The organism is Crassaminicella indica (assembly GCF_019203185.1).
Taxonomy (GTDB): domain Bacteria; phylum Bacillota; class Clostridia; order Peptostreptococcales; family Thermotaleaceae; genus Crassaminicella; species Crassaminicella indica.
Map to the genome: position 1 here is coordinate 776,658 of NZ_CP078093.1, position 16,562 is coordinate 793,219.

Consider the following 16,562-nt stretch of genomic DNA (forward strand, 5'->3'; position numbering starts at 1 on the left):
GCATCATTCATGATAACATATTTTCGTTGATAAATGTTTTAAATTTTTGTAATATGTAAATATGAGTGAATGACTTTGATAACTTTTGTAAAAAAATACATAAAAATAGAGATGCTTATTCTGCATCCCTATTTTTATTCTTTTTCATTAGCATACTTGCTACAAAAGCTGTTAATGGAATTGTCAATACTAATCCAATACTTCCTGCTAATGATCGAATAACCTCCGTAGCAATAATATCTAGATTTAATATTTTAATAATGGAGGTTTCATGAGCCATAAACAATAAAAGCAATGGAATAGAGCTTCCTGTATAAGCAAGGATCAGGGTATTTGTCATTGTTCCCATAACATCCTTTCCTACATTCATTCCTGCAGAAAACAACTCTTTTCTTGTAAGTGATGGATTAGCATTATTTATTTCTTCTATAGCAGAAGAAATAGACATTCCTATATCCATAACTGCTCCTAATGCCCCCATTATAATTCCAGAGAATAGAAGACTTTTAAAGTCAAAGGAAACTTTTTGAGGAATATTCATAAGCATAACCGCTTCTTCGCTACTAAGTCCTGTTAATTTGACCATACTTCCAATATAATAAGCAATGACCCCTGCAATAATTACACCACCAGTGGTTCCAATAATACCTGCAATACTTTTACTATTAATACCTCCAATAACAAGCATAGTCATTATTGTAATAGCTACAGAAATCGCTATAGTAATAGGAATAGGATTCATTCCCTTTAAAATAGCTGGTAAAAGTATTTTTAGAATTGCAAACAAAGTAAGAGAAAGAGTTACAACAGCCTTTATACCTTTCATCTTTCCAATAATTATAATCAATACAATAAACAATATATATAAATATATTATATAATGCTGTCGCATGTAATCTGTTATAGCTACATCTAATCTTCCATCAGTATATTCATCAATATTGATTACAATTTTATCATCTTTCTTTACTTCAATAGCAAACGCAGAATTACATGGTATATTATTCTCTATTTCTAAAACCTTTCCTTTATATTTTCCACTAGTAATTTTCAATTTTACATGCTGCTCTTTTTCTTTAAAGTCCCCGTATTCTTGAACAATTTTTGCCTTACTTGCTTCTAAAACCACTCCTGTTTCTGTATAACTCGTATAATCTTCATATACATTTAACGGATCTTCTTGTTCTCCATAAACACTAAAAGAACATAAAAATATAAATAAAATTGTCATCCATAATATTTTTTTCATAATTGCCTCCATATAATACTTTTTGTCCATAGTATACCATTTTTTGCGCTTTTTGAAAACATAAATACTTTTGCAGCATTTTCTAAATATTCTTTCAAAATAAAAACTATTACAACATTTTGTATATTCATTGACATTGTTTCAGCAGTTTAATACAATGTGTTTGAAAAGTTAATCACTTCAACATGGTGTTGTTAACAATAGATTAACAGCTTAAAAGGGAAGCTCGGTGAAAATCCGACACGGTCCCGCCACTGTAACGAGGAATGCAGCTATATATATACCACTGTTTTCATTTAATGGGAATGGGAAGGTGATAGCTGTGTAATGAATCGAAGTCAGGAGACCTGCCATGCTTGATGATACCGTTATCACTTACGCGGATAAGGAGGTGTTATTGATTCGCAAAGAGCATTACTGTCTCATTGCTTTTCAATATACTTATTGTTAAGATCGAGCACCTTTTTATACAAAGGTGCTTTTTATTTAAAAGGTTCTATAACAAAATGAAAGAAGGAATAAAGATGCATTTTAATTTTACAACCTTTATAACCAACTATTTTGTACTAATCTTCTTTTCTGTTGTAACAGGATTATTCATCGGAAGAATTGAATTTGGAAAAATCAAGCTAGGTACTTCTGGAGGCTTATTTACAGGTCTTGTTATCGGCTGGTATATCTATGGGAAATATGCTCTTCCTTATAAAAATACAGAAAACCTACCTTCATATGCAGAAAGAATACTAACTGAGGGCATCATTCCAAATGAACTTTTCCTATTTAGTCTTATACTATTTGTAGCTGCTGTAGGTCTTTTAGCCTCTAAAGATCTAGGCAAAGTATTAAAAAAATATGGATTAAAATTTGTGTTGTTAGGCTTTGTTATTACTTTTACAGGAGCTGCAATTTGCTACATCATGACAATGCTCAGTAAAGGGCAAAATCCATATGCTGTTTCAGGTGTTTATACAGGTGCTTTAACTAGTTCCCCAGGACTAGCAGCTGCATTAGAAGCTGTTACTTCATATGGTAACGAAGCAGAAAGTATGGTTGGCTTTGGCTATGCTGTAGCATACGTTCCTGGTGTACTTATCGTCATTGTCTTAATGCAATTTTTACCATTGATTTTTAAAATAGATCTAGAAGCAGAAAAAGAATTATTTAAACAAGAGATGTCTTCCCCAGAAGACCCTGTCATGAATTTCGAAGTAAAGTTTGACCTTATTGCATTTGTCTTCGCCTGTTTGATTGGGTTGCTATTAGGTAAAATGAAAATTTATTTAGGTTCTATAATAGGATATTTTAGTCTTGGTTCAACAGGTGGTATTCTTATAGCATCTCTTATATTAGGTTATATAGGAAAGCTCGGGCCAATGCATTTTAGAATGAGTCCTAAAATTTTAGGCACAATACAAGAACTAGCTCTTGCATTCTTTCTTTCTATGGTCGGTTTAAAATATGGATACACAACTATTCATTCAATAACTCACTCGGGTGCTTACTTAGTATGCATATCCTTTCTATGTGGATTCTCTGCTCTATTAGCAGGCTTTATCATCGGAAGGTATGTCTTTAAAATAAATTGGATTATGCTTTCTGGCGCACTTTGCGGTGGAATGACTAGTACACCAGGACTAGGTGCTGCCATAGAAGCTACAAAAAGTGATGGTGTTGCAGCAGGTTATGGAGCTACTTATCCATTTGCCCTTCTTGGGATGATTCTATTTACTATACTGCTGTATCGAGTACCAGTATAAATTTGTTAAAAGAATCTTTTCATACTAGAAAAGATACTTAAATTATAAATATAAATGGAGGGATTGAGTATGGAAGCAAAGGCTTATATTGATGCTTTAGTTGAAAAATCAAGAATTGCTCAAAAGGAATTTGAGAATTTCACACAAGAACAAGTTGATGCAATTGTAAAAGAAGTTGGTAAGGTAGTATATGACAACGCAGAAGAATTAGCAAAAATGGCTGTTGAAGAAACAGGCATGGGTGTTTATGAGCATAAAGTACTTAAAAATAAAGGAAAGTCAAAAACTATTTGGAACAGCTTAAAAGGAAAAAAATCTGTTGGCATTATAAATAGAGATGAAGAAACAGGAATCGTTGAAATTGCAAAACCAATGGGAGTTGTTGGAGCTGTTACACCTACTACAAACCCAATCGTAACACCAATGTGTAATGCAATGTTTGCATTAAAGGGAAGAAACTCTATTATTATAGCACCTCATCCAAGAGCAAAAAAATGTAGTGCAGAAACTGTAAAAAGAATTAACGAAGCACTAAAAAAACATAATGCTCCAGAAAATTTAATTCAAATCATTGAAGAACCATCTATTGAAAAAACAAATCTACTAATGAACGCTGTTGACGTAGTTGTAGCTACAGGTGGTATGGGAATGGTAAAAGCTGCATACAGCAGTGGAAAGCCAGCTTATGGTGTTGGTGCAGGAAATGTACAAGTTATTGTAGATAGAGATGTAGATTTTGATGATGCTGCGAAAAAAATTATTGCAGGAAGAACATTTGATAATGGTATCATCTGTTCTGGAGAGCAAACTGTTATTGCTCATGAAGATGATTATGATAAAGTTATCAAAGCTTTTGAAAACAATGGAGCATACTATGTAAATGATCCAGAAACAAAAGAAAAATTCAGAAAAGCTATTTTTGTAAATGGTACAATTAATAGAGACGTAGTAGGACAATCTCCACAAAAGGTTGCAGAGTTAGCAGGTGTTGAAATTCCAGCAGATACAAAGGTAATCCTTATCGAAGCAGATGGTATTGGTGCAGAGGATGTACTTTGCAAGGAAAAGATGTGTCCAGTAATGGCTACGTTTAGATATAAAACCTTTGAAGAAGGAGTAAAAATTGCACAAACAAACCTAGAGCTTGAAGGAAAAGGACATAGTGCTGCAATTCACTCAAATAACAATGAACATATCGACTATGCAGGAGAGAATTTAACAGTAAGTAGATTAGTTGTAAACCAACCATCTTCAACTACTGCAGGAGGAAGCTTCTTCAATGGCTTTGCACCTACAACTACATTAGGTTGTGGATCATGGGGAAATAACAGTATTTCTGAAAACTTTACTTACAAGCATATGATTAACATTTCAAGAATCGGTCATTATATGGCAGATAGAGTAGTTCCTTCTGATGAGGAATTATGGGCATAATTTCATTTGATTAACAAAAAAGAGGCTGTCGGTAAATCATTAAATTGATTAACCGATAGTTTTTTTTCAAAAAAAACAACTTGATTTTTCTAGAATAGCTTAAATTTTTTAGTGAGAAATCTATAATTATGTTCATATAATAATTATTTGCTTTTTATATTTAATAATAATTTACCTAAAACAATAATGATACCTACACTCATTCCCATATACTTGTTTATATATTTAAAAGCATGCGGGACATATACACCAAAAGTTAAAAAAATCATTGTATACCCTATAATTTTAACATATATAGCTTCTCTATTAGTTAAATATCCAGCTATAAAAATAACTAACAATATAGCACATGAGAATATAACGGATTTTAAAATAGAATTATGAAAAGAAAATAAGATTGACATACTAATTATACTTATTAACAAAAGAGAAATTAATAGTATTTTATTTTTATCAATATACATAAATTTAATTCTCCTTACTATACTTAAAATTAGAGTAATTAGAAAAATATACAATCAGCTAAATTATTTAAAATCATTATTTCTTCTTGATCTAACAGTTAAACTAATAATTAAAGAGAAAATGGTATAAATTATTACCCAAATAAAGAATGAGCCTCCGAATAGAGTTAGTGTTAATATAGTCAAAATTGTAAAAACTATTAAAGGAATTACATAACATTTACTAAACCATATGTATCCAAAAACTGATATGATCAGTATACTTAAAGGACAAATTAAAAAAATAAAAACAAATTCCAAGATATCACCACTTTCTATACTATCTAATTATATTATTTTGAATAAATGAATCTTTGGATATACTAATCATATCAGATGCATCCTAAGGTATTGTTCTTCATAAAATTAATATTCCTAGGATTGAAGTGTCTTATTTTGTTATTTATTAGTTACATTTTATCATATAACTAAAAAAAGGACTCATCTCTTTTTTGAGATTTGTCCTTTTTTCTTTTTTAAAGGGCTAATTTTTATTTCCCGACAGCCCCTTTTTTCTATTCCTTTCTAGAAGGACAGCTATATTCACTGCAACCACTACAGCTACTGCAACCACCTTTAACTTCGTTTTTTACACCTTTTATCAGACAATATGCTCCAAATCCAATGATTGGTATCCCTATTATCCACGTAAGCAAACTACCCACAAAATCATCTCCTTAAAATCCAAGTAATCCTCCTATTTGATATACAAGGAAAGCAACTACCCATGCAACAACAAAAGTATATACAACAGAAAATCCTGTCCATTTCCATGAATTTGTTTCTCTCTTAATTACACCAATTACTGCAAGACAAGGTATATAAAGGAGTGAAAATACCATAAATGATATTGCACTAAGACTAGTAAAACCAGCAGCCTTTAATGCACTAGCAAATCCTAAAACGTCTCCATCCATAGCAGCTTCACCTACTGCTTCTCCTAATCCATATATTACAGCCATACTACTTACAACAACTTCCTTCGCCATAAGTCCTGTAATAAGAGATAATGCAGCTTGCCAAGAACCAAAGCCTAATGGTTTAAATATTGGTGCCATAGCTCTACCAATACCAGCCCCTATACTATCTACCATATCCACAGAACCTGAGAAATTAAAGCCTAATATAAACCAAATTAAAATAGAAGCTGAAAAAATAATTGTACCTGCTCGTAAAATGTACGCTTTTACTCTTTCCCATACAGCAATTCCTGTACCCCTGAAGGTTGGAAATCTATATGGTGGAAGCTCCATAACAAATGGTGTCTGATCTCCTTTGAATAAAGTTTTCTTAAAGATTAATGCACAAATAATTGCTACAATGATCCCTAAAATATATAAAGCAAATATAATATTGCTTTCATTTCCCGGGAAGAAGACTCCGGCAAACAAAATATAAATAGGCGCTCTAGCACCACAAGACATAAATGGAACTACCATAATAGATGTTAATCTATCCTTTTCATTTTCAAGAGTTCTTGTTCCCATTACAGCTGGAACAGAACAACCAAAGCCTATAATCATTGGAATAAACGCCTTACCACTAAGTCCAATTTTTCTCATAGCTCTATCCATAATAAATGCTACCCTTGCCATATATCCGCTATCCTCAAGGATTGAAATGGCAACAAACAAAAATGCAATCTGCGGTAAGAATGTTAACACACCACCAACCCCACCAATAATACCATCAGCTACTAAAGATACTAACCAATCTGCTGCACCTACTCCTTCTAATGAAGCTGCAGCCATCTCTCCCAAAGTACCAAACCATCCATCAATCATGTCTAAGAATACTTCTCCAAAAGTAATAGCAAACCAAAATACAAAATACATAAGTCCAGCAAATATAGGAAGTCCTAGCCATTTGTTTGTAAGTACTTTATCAATCTTATCAGAAGTAGTAAGCCCCTGATCTTTTGGTTTTTTTACTGCTTTTGAAATAATATTTGCAACATAAGTATATTTCTTATCTGCTATAAAGCTTTCATAATCATCTTCTAGTGAAATTTCATCTGTAGCTGCAATCTCATCATTTTGCAACTGAGGCGCAATACCCAACAAGTCTAAAACTGCCTCATCTTCTTCAATAACCTTTAATGCTAACCATCTTAGATTGAATTTTGAAGCTTTTTTATTTTCTCTTAACATTTCTATGGTCTCTTCTATTTTTTTCTCTAAATCTTTTCCATAGTTTACTTGATTTGGATTATACGAAACCTTCCCAAAAACAATGTCCAAAGCAGTATCTAGTAGCTTTTCAATACCCTTTTTTTGTGTTGCAATAATAGGAACTACTGGCACTCCTAATGCTTCCGATAATTTTTTCTCATCAATCCTATAGCCTCTTCTTTCTGCTACATCCATCATGTTTAAAGCAATGATCACAGGCTTTCCAAGCTCGATTAATTGAGTAGACAAATATAAGTTTCTTTCAATATTAGAAGCATCTACAATATTCACTACCACATCAGGAGCTTCATCAACAATATAATTTCTAGCAATCATTTCTTCTATTGAATAAGGTGATAAACTATACGTTCCCGGTAAATCAACTGCTATAATGTCATTCTCTTTATATTTAAGCATTCCTTCCTTTTTCTCCACTGTAACACCAGGCCAGTTTCCCACAGAATGCCTAGCACCAGTCAGAGCATTAAACAATGTAGTTTTACCACTATTGGGGTTTCCCGCCAAAGCGATGGTAATATTTTTTGACATTGATATTCCTCCTTATTTGAATATGCAAATCATTATCGTTTTATGTGTAAAAAAAAAATGAAATTAAAACTCATTATCAATTATTAAGCATGATTATTCTATAATAATCCTTTCTGCATCTTCTTTTCTTAAAGTAAGACTATATCCCTTTATTTTTACTTCAATAGGATCTCCAAGAGGTGCTTTTTTCTCTACATAAACCTCTGTCCCTCTAATAACCCCCATATCCATCAATCTTCTTTTTAATGCACCCGTTCCCATTATCTTAATAATCTTTCCACCTGTCTTTGGTTTTAATTCTTTTAGTGTTCTTTCCATACTTTTACCCCCTAATTCCAAATATATTATGCTAAATCAACCATGATCTGTTGTGTTACAACACCACCTAAAACCAATCTAGAACCCCTTACGTTTATTATAAATGCCCCATTTGTATTATTAGATATAACATTAATTTCAACACCTGGAGTTAAACCCATATCTTGCAATTTTTTCTTTAGCTTAGGACCCCAACGAATACTATTTAAAATAGCATTCTGTCCTGGATTTACCATAGATAACGGCATACAATACCCTCCTAACATTATTTAAATGTAAATTTATATTATTTGTTTATATGTAGTAATTGATTGCAATTATCAATATCAACGATATTATATGCTAATTGATTATAATTGTCAATAACTTTTGTAGTTTTTTCCATGCATTTTTTACAAAGTCCATAAAGCTTTATCCAGCCACCAGTTATTTTAACCTTTTCATCTCGTCGATTTAGTTGCTTCCATTTACATATATCATCAATATTTATAACTTTTATAGCTGCACATTTTTTACAAACCAACAAACAATGATTCTGTTCAATCAATTCAAAGCTTCTCATTCCCTTATACATATCACTACAATAAATTTTCCCTATATTCATCAATGCTTTAAGAATTCTATATACTGTTCTTTTACTGATTTTTTTATCTTTTTCATTTATCAATTTCATAATCTCTTTTATATTTAGTTTTTGATATGAATTTTCTTTAAAAATTTGATAAACAATTAATTGATTTTTAGACAATTTATCTTCTATTTTCATGTCTATCATTTTCCTCTCCTAAAAGCATAATCTTATAAACAATCCTACTAATTCTTGATCAAACTGACTCCCTGCTCCTAGCCTTAACCTTTCTAAAGCCTCTTGCTTTGATAATGCAACTTTATAAGGTCTATCTCCTGTCATAGCCTCATATGCATCACAAATGCTAAACAATCTCACTTTATATGGTATTTCTCTTTCTCTTAATCCTAAAGGATATCCTTTTCCATCTATTCTTTCATGATGATATAAAACATAAGGCAAAAGACTTCTTGGAGCCTTCATTTCCTTTAAAATTTTATATCCTGCCAAAGAATGTCTTTTCATGATCTCATATTCATTATTTATCAACTTTGATTTTTTCAATAAAATTTCATCTGGAATAATTATTTTTCCTATATCATGAACAATCCCTGCATATTCTAATTCCTGTAAATCATCTGAAGAAAAACCTAATTTCTCTCCAAATTTTTTTGCATATACTCCGACCATAATAGAATGATTTTTAGTAATATCATCTTTTTCTTTTAACATATTGATAATCGTATTTATGTCAAATTCATTTTTTGATATGCTTAATTTTTGTTGCATTGTATTCATATGGATTCTTTTTAAGGGCAATGCCATTAATGAGCCTCCCCTCTTTTTGTAATATAATTGCTAACGATATTCATTATCAATTATATTACCATAATATTCTTTTAATGTAAAATGAAATTTAGAACTCTTTTTGATAACCTTTTTCCTTGACAGGTATAATATGGTATTCTAAAATATAAATGATAATTATTTTCAATTATATTGAAAAGGAGCTTGATTTGCATATGTTGGATATTAAAAATTCCAGAATGAAAATATTAGAAGAACTCTATCTAGGAATACAACTCATCATATTATTGTTCGGCATTTTAACTTCACATATTTTCACAACATCTGACTCTTACTTTCATATAAAAGCTTTCTTATTGATTTATGGTTTGTATTTATTAGTTTTACTTATATATTTTATCAGAAAAACATATTTTCAAAATGTTTATACCTTTCATCCTAATTTATATCTATCTTTTATAGATGGCATATTTTTAACAATATTTTTATATCTATCAAATGATATTTTTCATCCTGTATTCCATTTATTTTATATTTATATCACACTACAAACAATTCGATTTGACCATAAAAGCTCTTCCCTTTTCAGTTCTTTTATTACTATATGCTATACGATTGTTACTATCATGAGGCATCCAAAGGACATAATTTCTTTAGAATTTATTATGAACGTCTTTTCTTTTTATCTGCTTAGCTATATTTTATCTTCTGTTATGAAAGAAATTTATAGATTAGAAACACAGATTTACTTTATGCTCGAAGAAATCAAAAAGAAAAATGCTGTTTTAAAAGAAATTTCTTCAAAAGATTATCTGACCAATATGTATAATCACAAAAGCTTCTACAAATATCTAAAAGATGTTATTGAAGCTTCAGAGAAAAAAAATACACCTTTTTGTTTGACCATAATGGATATCGATAATTTTAAAAAAGTAAATGATACTTATGGGCACTTGGTAGGAGATGCTATTTTAAAAGAAATTTCTTCAATAATACATGATCACATAAGGAAAACAGATATTGGAGCTAGATACGGCGGTGAAGAATTTGCAATCATCTTTCCTAATGCATCTATAGAAGAAGCTAAGAAAATTTGTGAACGCATAAGAAAAGCAATTGAAAACCATACCTTTGATGTAAATAATCAAAAAATAAAAATTACAATCAGTGGAGGAATAGGAAGTGCGATTATCAAACCTTCTTCTTCAAACCAGCATAATTTTGTAGCATTTGTGGACAATCTCTTATATGAAGCAAAACGCTTAGGAAAAAATCAGCTTCAATGCTCTAAAGAAATAATATATTTAGATTCATATTGATAAAAATAATGAGGAAAATGATCAATCATTTTCCTCATCATTTTTAATACATAAATGCTACTATGTACAACATCTTCTACAATATTTGCAAACATCTAACTTCATAGCCAAATCACTTCCTGCTCTTTTTGCAAATATGCAAGGCACCTCCATACTTTTAGCTTCTTTTTTTATAATATTTGTTAGATTATGCTCTATAAAATCATACAAAACGATAATCATATCAATATTTGTAGGGATCGTTTTATTTCTCATTCCCTTTTTTCGTCCTGTCCAATGTATATAGTTTTCAATTCCTCTTTCGTTTAATACTTGTGGTATACTTCCTAACCGATCTCCTCCCACGATCAATGCAGTCAATTTTATCCCTCCTCTTTAAATGATATTGATTATCATTATTATATAGACTATTAATTTTCTTGTCAACCCTAACTACTGAGCATAGATGAATTTTTGAATAAATATAAATTATATATGTAAAAAAATTCACAAAAGTAGTATAATAGAAAAAAAATAGATCAAAATAGGAGGCTTTTACAAATGCTCAAAAAAGTATTACATCTTGTAGAAGAGATAAAGGATGAATTGATTATACTGAATGAATATATTCTAAACAATCCTGAATTAGGAAATAAAGAGATAAAAGCTTGCAAAGCTCATATTGATTTGTTAAAAAAACATGGATTTGCTGTTGAAGAAAAATATCTAAACATAAAAACAGCCTTTCGTGCTGTATTTAAAAGTTCAAAGCCAGGTCCTACAATAGCATACTTAGCAGAATATGATGCACTACCTGAAATCGGTCATGGCTGTGGTCATAATATTTTGGGAACAACAAGCACAGGCGCTGGTATTGTTTTAAGTAAAATCCTATCAACCATAGGAGGAAATGTAGTTGTATTTGGAACTCCTGCTGAAGAAACATGCGGTGCAAAGGTAGACATGGCAAACAAAGGTGCTTTTGATGATATTACTGTTGCAATGATATCACATCCAGCAGATAAACATTATAAAAGCGGAAAATCCTTAGCAATGGAAGCTATAGAATTTACCTTCAAAGGGCGTACTGCCCATGCAGCAGCATGTCCAGAGAAAGGAATCAATGCACTAGATGCTGTAATCAATACTTTCAATAATATTAATGCATTAAGAGAGCATATAAAATCAGATGCTAGAGTTCATGGTATCATTAAAGAAGGTGGAAAAGCTGCAAATATTGTTCCAGATCTCGCTATTGCTCAGTTTTATGTAAGAGCAACAACCAAAAGCTATTTAAAGGAACTAGTAGAAAAAGTAAAGAATTGCGCAAAGGGAGCATCTATAGCCACTGGCACAGAGCTTGAAATCCGTAATTATGAATATAGCTATGATAATTTAGTTACTAATCAAAAATTGTCTGAAGCTTATTGTAAAAGGCTCAAGGATATGGGTATAGAAAAAATTTATGAGCCAAAAGAAAGCTTTGGCTCATTAGATACAGGAAACGTAAGTCATATATGTCCTACAATTCATCCTTATTTTAGTATAAGCAAAACCCCTATTGCTTCACATACAAAAGAATTTAGAGATGCTACCAATAAACCTTTTGCTTATAATCAAATGTTTAAAACAATTGGCGCTTTAGTACTTACGGGTATTGATGTCATAGAAAATCATGACCTTTTACATAATATACAAAAAGAATTCACATGTGCAAAAAAATAAAGCTTTATTTAGAAAAATTTTAAAATAATAAAATACGTTGAAACAGATAATATTGAAAATAAAGTACTTCCCAAAAAAACAACTTTTATTCCTTTATCCTTAATAGCTTTGAATTTTACCATCAGTCCCATACTAATCATAGCCATAAGAATAAACCAACTGCTAAGCTTTGTAAACAACATTATTAAAACTGGTGGTAAAATTCCTAAGGATGACACTATACCCGCTACAATAAAATACAATACATACATTGGAAAGCTTGCTCTTTTTCCTTCTCCTGAACTATTAAAAATAAATCCTAACACAATAGACACAGGCACTAGCATAAGTACTCTCGCCATTTTTACAAAGGTACCAATCTCTCCTGATCCTTCTCTTGCAAAGGCTGCTGCCAGTGCATGTGCTACTCCCTGAAGTGAAACTCCAGACCAAATACCGTATTGAATATCTGTCATAGGGGATACTACAGCAATAGCAGAATAAACTAAAACCCCTATTGCTCCTAATAAAGATATTATGGATACAGCTAGTACAGAATCTTCTTCTTTTGCATCTATACAAGGCGTTAGTGCAACAATGGCAGATGCCCCACAAATACTTGAACCTACTCCAATTAAAGTAGCTAGCTTTGTATCTATCTTAAATACTTTCCCCAATAAATTTACTAAAACCAAAGCAATGCACACAAAAGAAACCACCATTAATAAAACGCTAGGTCCTAAGTTAGCTATAGCAGAAAAGTTCAATTTAAACCCTAAAAGTACAATTCCTACCTTTAGTAATTTTTTAAGAGAAAATTTTACTCCTGGATTTAAGCTCTCATTCACCCCAAAGGTATTCTTAATCAGCATCCCTAGCACAATACCAATAGTTAATGCTTCTAATTGAATGCTATGAGACAGCCATTCATTAAGTAATTTTGATAACGCACCAATCAAAAAAACAAAAATAAGTCCTGGTATATATTTTTTCAATATCTCCACCTCCTTATCTTAGGATAACAAAAATTATGTATTATTAAAAATTATTAATTATAATGTTTATATAATATAACATTATATATTCGTCTTGTTTTAAATTCCTAAAATAAAAACCACATACACAACAATCTATATAAGACTGCTATAAAGTTGAAATAGAAAACTTTATAAAATCTTCAATAAAACTACTTTTTTCCCCTTTTCTCCAAACAAAATTAAATTCTCTTTCAATCATAAGACCCTCGACTTCTATAATGCATAAGCTTTTCTCTTCTATCTCTTTTTTTATAGCTTCTCTAGAAATAATACTATAGCCTAGATTCCATTTAACTAAAGACTTTATAGCAGTAATATCTCCTATTTCCATGAATATCTTGTACCTATCCTTGTTATATCCTTTTGTTTTCAAATAGTTTTCTGTAATGGTTCTCGTTCCTGAGCCTAATTCTCGAATAATCAAATTTTCATTTAATACGTCTCCTAATTTTACTTTTTTTCTTCTTGCAAAAGGATGACAAGCTGAAAAAACAGGTACTAATTCATCCTTTTTTAACAATTTATAATCATATTTTTCTTTCTTAAAAAGTCCCTCTACCAAAGCCAAATCTAATTCTCCATCTTCTAACTTATTTAATATATTTTCTGTATTTCCAACCTCTAAGATAACTTCTTGATTTGAAAACTTCATTTTATATTTCCCTAAAATATCTGGGATCAAATAAGCACCAATCGTTTTTGTCGCTCCAAGCCTATATCTTTTAATAATATTGCTTTGGTTTTTTAAAATATTAGTAATTTGCCTTTCCATAGCTAATATCTTTTTAATATGTTCATAAAGAAATTTTCCTTCTTCTGTTAAAAATATTTTTCTGCCTTCTTTTTTAATCAATGAAACTCCATACATTTCCTCTAAATATTTAATATGCTGTGAAACTGCCGGCTGGGTAATATTAAGCTTCTCTGCTGTTTTTGTAAAGCTTCTCAACTGTGCTAAAATATAAAAAGTATTTTTTCTACTGCTAAACATAACTAATCTCCTTTTCTCAATTCAAACCAAAATTCTACACCATTTTCCCTATTCAAAACACCAAAATCACTATTATGCAGCTTAAGAATACCTCTTACAATAGATAATCCTAACCCTGTTCCTCCATATTCTCTATTTCTAGCTTTATCAAGCTTATAAAAGCTGTCCCAAATTCTTTGAAGTTCTTTTTCCGGTATATGCTCTCCTGTATTGTATACTGATATTCTTACTTTTTCATTATCCCCTTTGATACTAAGCTTTATATTTCTTTCTCCTCCTATATGATTTATTCCATTATTTATAAAATTAATCAGCACTTGTTCTATTTTAGAGGATTCTCCTATAACCTTTAAATCTTCATCACATTTTTCTAGTATCCCATGAATATTTTCCTCTTCAAAAATAGGCTTGTATTTGTTATAAACCTTTTCAACAAGTTCATATATATCAAAAGTTTCCATATCGATGGTAATATTTCCAGACTCCATTTTTGATAATTCTAACAAATCCTTTACCATTTTTCCCATTTTCTCTGCCTCATCAATAATCACTTCACAGTAAAAATCTTTACTTTGTTCATCTGCTACATTCTCCTTGAGTCCTTCCGCATATCCTTGTATAAGTGCTATTGGTGTTTTCAGTTCGTGAGAAACACTAGATATGAATTCTTTTCGCATAAGATCTATTTTTCTTTCTCTCTCAATATCTTCTTGAAGCTTTTTATTTGCTCTATTCAACTCCGATATAGTGTGGTCTAATCTGTCTGATAAATAATTCATAGTTTCTCCAAGCTGAGCTATTTCATCTTTGCCTTTTACATTATATTTTTTGCTAAAGTCCAGCTTTGCCATATATTTTGCAACCCTGTTTAACTCTACAATTGGTTTTGTAAATCTTTTTGAAAACCAATGAGCAAGTATTGTTCCTAATACCAAAGCAATCATTCCTATATAAACATAAAAATCCTTTGCAATTTCTACACTTTCTTTGATAGCACCAACAGAGGTTTCAAGTATCAAAATTTTATTTCCTTCAAGAGGTACTGCATGTACTAAAAATTTCATCTTAAATTTTGGATGTACGAAGGTTTCTAATACCTTATTCCCAGCTAATACCTCTTCTATTCCCCTACTTGACAACAGCATCCTTATTCCCATTTTGCCAAAGCCATTTCCGCCTCTATGAAAAGATGAATAATACAGCGTTGATCCATCTGCTGAAAATATAATAATATTTCCACCTAATGTATTTTCTATTCTTCCCAATTCGCTATTTATATCCTCTACATTATCCTTAACCATGTTTTTGATCTCTTTGCCATATTTAATAAGGGTTTCCTCTTTCTTCTCCAAATAATATTTTTCTAAATATTTAGTGTTTAATGTCCAAGATAAGCCCACAATCATAAATGTAAAAAATATAAGCGCCATGAACAATTTTATTCTTATAGAGTTTTTCATTTTTTCACCTCAAATCGATACCCAACTCCCCTTACAGTCTGAATAATATCATTTTTATCCTTAAGCTTTATTCTAAGCCTTTTAATATGTGTATCCACCGTTCTTAAATCTCCATAATAATCATATCCCCATACACCATCTAAAATCTGCTCTCTACTTAATGCCTTCCCTTGATTATTTGCCATATAAACTAAAAGTTCATATTCCTTAGGAGTCATATCTATTTCTTCTCCATTAATAATTACTCTGTGTGCATCCATATCTATCTCTAATCCATCAAAAATAATTGTTTTTTCAATATTCATGCTTCTCCTCTTTAGCAAAGCTTTTACTCTTGCTACTAAAATCTTTGGTCGAAAGGGTTTTGTCACATATTCATCTGCTCCTAATTCAAATCCAAATAATTCATCAGACTCTTCACTTCTTGCAGTAAGAATCACAATCGGCACATCAGATACCTTTCTTATTTTTCTACAAACAGTCCAACCATCAATTGCAGGCATCATAATATCAAGAATCACTAAATCTATATTTCCCTCTTCAAAAATACGAAGACCTTCTTTTCCATCTTTCGCCTCCAGTACATGATAGCCTTCTCTTTTTAAATAATCTCCTATTAATCTTCTCATTCTGCTTTCATCTTCAACAACTAAAATTTTCTTCCGAATCATTTTTTCACCCCCACAGCTTATTTATTTTTATTATACACAAAATTT

General features: G+C 30.9%; 18 protein-coding genes and 1 riboswitch. Of the genes, 4 read left to right on the forward strand and 14 right to left on the reverse strand.

Annotated elements, in window-relative coordinates:
* Positions 1 to 115: 115 nt before the first annotated feature.
* Complete coding sequence (locus KVH43_RS03670) at positions 116 to 1,249, reverse strand: YibE/F family protein (RefSeq protein ID WP_218283525.1); 1,134 nt, start codon at positions 1,247 to 1,249, stop codon at positions 116 to 118.
* 169 nt (positions 1,250 to 1,418) lie between these two features.
* Positions 1,419 to 1,618, forward strand: a riboswitch (cobalamin riboswitch).
* Between the two features lie 155 nt (positions 1,619 to 1,773).
* Between KVH43_RS03670 and KVH43_RS03675 the strand changes: the two genes are divergently transcribed.
* Positions 1,774 to 3,006, forward strand: a complete 1,233-nt coding sequence (locus KVH43_RS03675; protein ID WP_218283526.1) for an aspartate-alanine antiporter-like transporter — start codon at positions 1,774 to 1,776, stop codon at positions 3,004 to 3,006.
* A 69-nt stretch (positions 3,007 to 3,075) separates the two neighbouring features.
* Positions 3,076 to 4,440, forward strand: a complete 1,365-nt coding sequence (locus KVH43_RS03680) for an aldehyde dehydrogenase family protein (protein ID WP_218283527.1) — start codon at positions 3,076 to 3,078, stop codon at positions 4,438 to 4,440.
* 143 nt (positions 4,441 to 4,583) lie between these two features.
* On the opposite strand, the gene KVH43_RS03685 is transcribed toward KVH43_RS03680, so the two are convergent.
* The 8 genes from KVH43_RS03685 to KVH43_RS03720 form a co-directional block, all read right to left on the reverse strand.
* Complete coding sequence (locus KVH43_RS03685; protein WP_218283528.1) at positions 4,584 to 4,904, reverse strand: hypothetical protein; 321 nt, start codon at positions 4,902 to 4,904, stop codon at positions 4,584 to 4,586.
* Between the two features lie 63 nt (positions 4,905 to 4,967).
* Entirely contained in the window at positions 4,968 to 5,204 is a 237-nt protein-coding gene (locus KVH43_RS13405; protein ID WP_218283529.1) for a DUF2651 family protein, read from the reverse strand.
* A gap of 254 nt (positions 5,205 to 5,458) precedes the next feature.
* Positions 5,459 to 5,608: a FeoB-associated Cys-rich membrane protein gene (locus KVH43_RS03695; RefSeq protein WP_218283530.1), complete on the reverse strand. Its 150-nt coding sequence runs from the start codon at positions 5,606 to 5,608 to the stop codon at positions 5,459 to 5,461.
* A gap of 12 nt (positions 5,609 to 5,620) precedes the next feature.
* Entirely contained in the window at positions 5,621 to 7,663 is a 2,043-nt protein-coding gene (gene feoB, locus KVH43_RS03700; RefSeq protein ID WP_218283531.1) for a ferrous iron transport protein B, read from the reverse strand.
* A 93-nt stretch (positions 7,664 to 7,756) separates the two neighbouring features.
* Positions 7,757 to 7,981 carry a FeoA family protein gene (locus KVH43_RS03705; protein ID WP_218283532.1) on the reverse strand — a complete coding sequence of 75 codons (225 nt, stop codon included), beginning with the start codon at positions 7,979 to 7,981 and terminating at the stop codon, positions 7,757 to 7,759.
* 26 nt (positions 7,982 to 8,007) lie between these two features.
* Positions 8,008 to 8,229, reverse strand: a complete 222-nt coding sequence (locus KVH43_RS03710; protein ID WP_218283533.1) for a FeoA family protein — start codon at positions 8,227 to 8,229, stop codon at positions 8,008 to 8,010.
* A gap of 38 nt (positions 8,230 to 8,267) precedes the next feature.
* Positions 8,268 to 8,756: a Fur family transcriptional regulator gene (locus KVH43_RS03715; protein ID WP_218283534.1), complete on the reverse strand. Its 489-nt coding sequence runs from the start codon at positions 8,754 to 8,756 to the stop codon at positions 8,268 to 8,270.
* Positions 8,757 to 8,765: 9 nt separating this feature from the next.
* Positions 8,766 to 9,374 (reverse strand): HD-GYP domain-containing protein, encoded by a 609-nt coding sequence (locus tag KVH43_RS03720; protein ID WP_218283535.1) that lies wholly within the window; start codon positions 9,372 to 9,374, stop codon positions 8,766 to 8,768.
* A gap of 197 nt (positions 9,375 to 9,571) precedes the next feature.
* Between KVH43_RS03720 and KVH43_RS03725 the strand changes: the two genes are divergently transcribed.
* Positions 9,572 to 10,675, forward strand: a complete 1,104-nt coding sequence (locus tag KVH43_RS03725; protein ID WP_218283536.1) for a GGDEF domain-containing protein — start codon at positions 9,572 to 9,574, stop codon at positions 10,673 to 10,675.
* A gap of 60 nt (positions 10,676 to 10,735) precedes the next feature.
* Here KVH43_RS03725 and KVH43_RS03730 read toward each other — a convergent pair whose 3' ends face one another.
* Positions 10,736 to 11,035 (reverse strand): DUF2325 domain-containing protein, encoded by a 300-nt coding sequence (locus KVH43_RS03730; RefSeq protein ID WP_218283537.1) that lies wholly within the window; start codon positions 11,033 to 11,035, stop codon positions 10,736 to 10,738.
* Positions 11,036 to 11,215: 180 nt separating this feature from the next.
* Here KVH43_RS03730 and KVH43_RS03735 point away from each other — a divergent pair, with 180 nt between their 5' ends.
* Positions 11,216 to 12,379 carry a M20 family metallopeptidase gene (locus KVH43_RS03735; protein ID WP_218283538.1) on the forward strand — a complete coding sequence of 388 codons (1,164 nt, stop codon included), beginning with the start codon at positions 11,216 to 11,218 and terminating at the stop codon, positions 12,377 to 12,379.
* Between the two features lie 8 nt (positions 12,380 to 12,387).
* On the opposite strand, the gene KVH43_RS03740 is transcribed toward KVH43_RS03735, so the two are convergent.
* From KVH43_RS03740 to KVH43_RS03755, 4 genes are all read right to left on the reverse strand, one after another.
* Positions 12,388 to 13,353 carry a YeiH family protein gene (locus tag KVH43_RS03740; protein WP_218283539.1) on the reverse strand — a complete coding sequence of 322 codons (966 nt, stop codon included), beginning with the start codon at positions 13,351 to 13,353 and terminating at the stop codon, positions 12,388 to 12,390.
* Positions 13,354 to 13,501: 148 nt separating this feature from the next.
* A complete protein-coding gene (locus KVH43_RS03745) occupies positions 13,502 to 14,386 on the reverse strand; it encodes a LysR family transcriptional regulator (RefSeq protein ID WP_218283540.1) in 885 nt (294 codons plus the stop codon).
* A 2-nt stretch (positions 14,387 to 14,388) separates the two neighbouring features.
* A complete protein-coding gene (locus KVH43_RS03750) occupies positions 14,389 to 15,846 on the reverse strand; it encodes a sensor histidine kinase (RefSeq protein ID WP_218283541.1) in 1,458 nt (485 codons plus the stop codon).
* A complete protein-coding gene (locus KVH43_RS03755) occupies positions 15,843 to 16,517 on the reverse strand; it encodes a response regulator transcription factor (protein WP_218283542.1) in 675 nt (224 codons plus the stop codon). The genes KVH43_RS03750 and KVH43_RS03755 overlap by 4 nt, the downstream gene beginning before the upstream one ends.
* Positions 16,518 to 16,562 lie beyond the last annotated feature (45 nt).

Coding starts and splice junctions, on each gene's coding strand:
- KVH43_RS03670 (WP_218283525.1), bottom strand. CDS start 1,249: ATGAAAAAAATATTATGGATGACAATTTTATTTATATTTTTATGTTCT.
- KVH43_RS03675 (WP_218283526.1), top strand. CDS start 1,774: ATGCATTTTAATTTTACAACCTTTATAACCAACTATTTTGTACTAATC.
- KVH43_RS03680 (WP_218283527.1), top strand. CDS start 3,076: ATGGAAGCAAAGGCTTATATTGATGCTTTAGTTGAAAAATCAAGAATT.
- KVH43_RS03685 (WP_218283528.1), bottom strand. CDS start 4,904: ATGTATATTGATAAAAATAAAATACTATTAATTTCTCTTTTGTTAATA.
- feoB (WP_218283531.1), bottom strand. CDS start 7,663: ATGTCAAAAAATATTACCATCGCTTTGGCGGGAAACCCCAATAGTGGT.
- KVH43_RS03705 (WP_218283532.1), bottom strand. CDS start 7,981: ATGGAAAGAACACTAAAAGAATTAAAACCAAAGACAGGTGGAAAGATT.
- KVH43_RS03710 (WP_218283533.1), bottom strand. CDS start 8,229: ATGCCGTTATCTATGGTAAATCCAGGACAGAATGCTATTTTAAATAGT.
- KVH43_RS03715 (WP_218283534.1), bottom strand. CDS start 8,756: ATGATAGACATGAAAATAGAAGATAAATTGTCTAAAAATCAATTAATT.
- KVH43_RS03720 (WP_218283535.1), bottom strand. CDS start 9,374: ATGGCATTGCCCTTAAAAAGAATCCATATGAATACAATGCAACAAAAA.
- KVH43_RS03725 (WP_218283536.1), top strand. CDS start 9,572: ATGTTGGATATTAAAAATTCCAGAATGAAAATATTAGAAGAACTCTAT.
- KVH43_RS03735 (WP_218283538.1), top strand. CDS start 11,216: ATGCTCAAAAAAGTATTACATCTTGTAGAAGAGATAAAGGATGAATTG.
- KVH43_RS03745 (WP_218283540.1), bottom strand. CDS start 14,386: ATGTTTAGCAGTAGAAAAAATACTTTTTATATTTTAGCACAGTTGAGA.
- KVH43_RS03750 (WP_218283541.1), bottom strand. CDS start 15,846: ATGAAAAACTCTATAAGAATAAAATTGTTCATGGCGCTTATATTTTTT.
- KVH43_RS03755 (WP_218283542.1), bottom strand. CDS start 16,517: ATGATTCGGAAGAAAATTTTAGTTGTTGAAGATGAAAGCAGAATGAGA.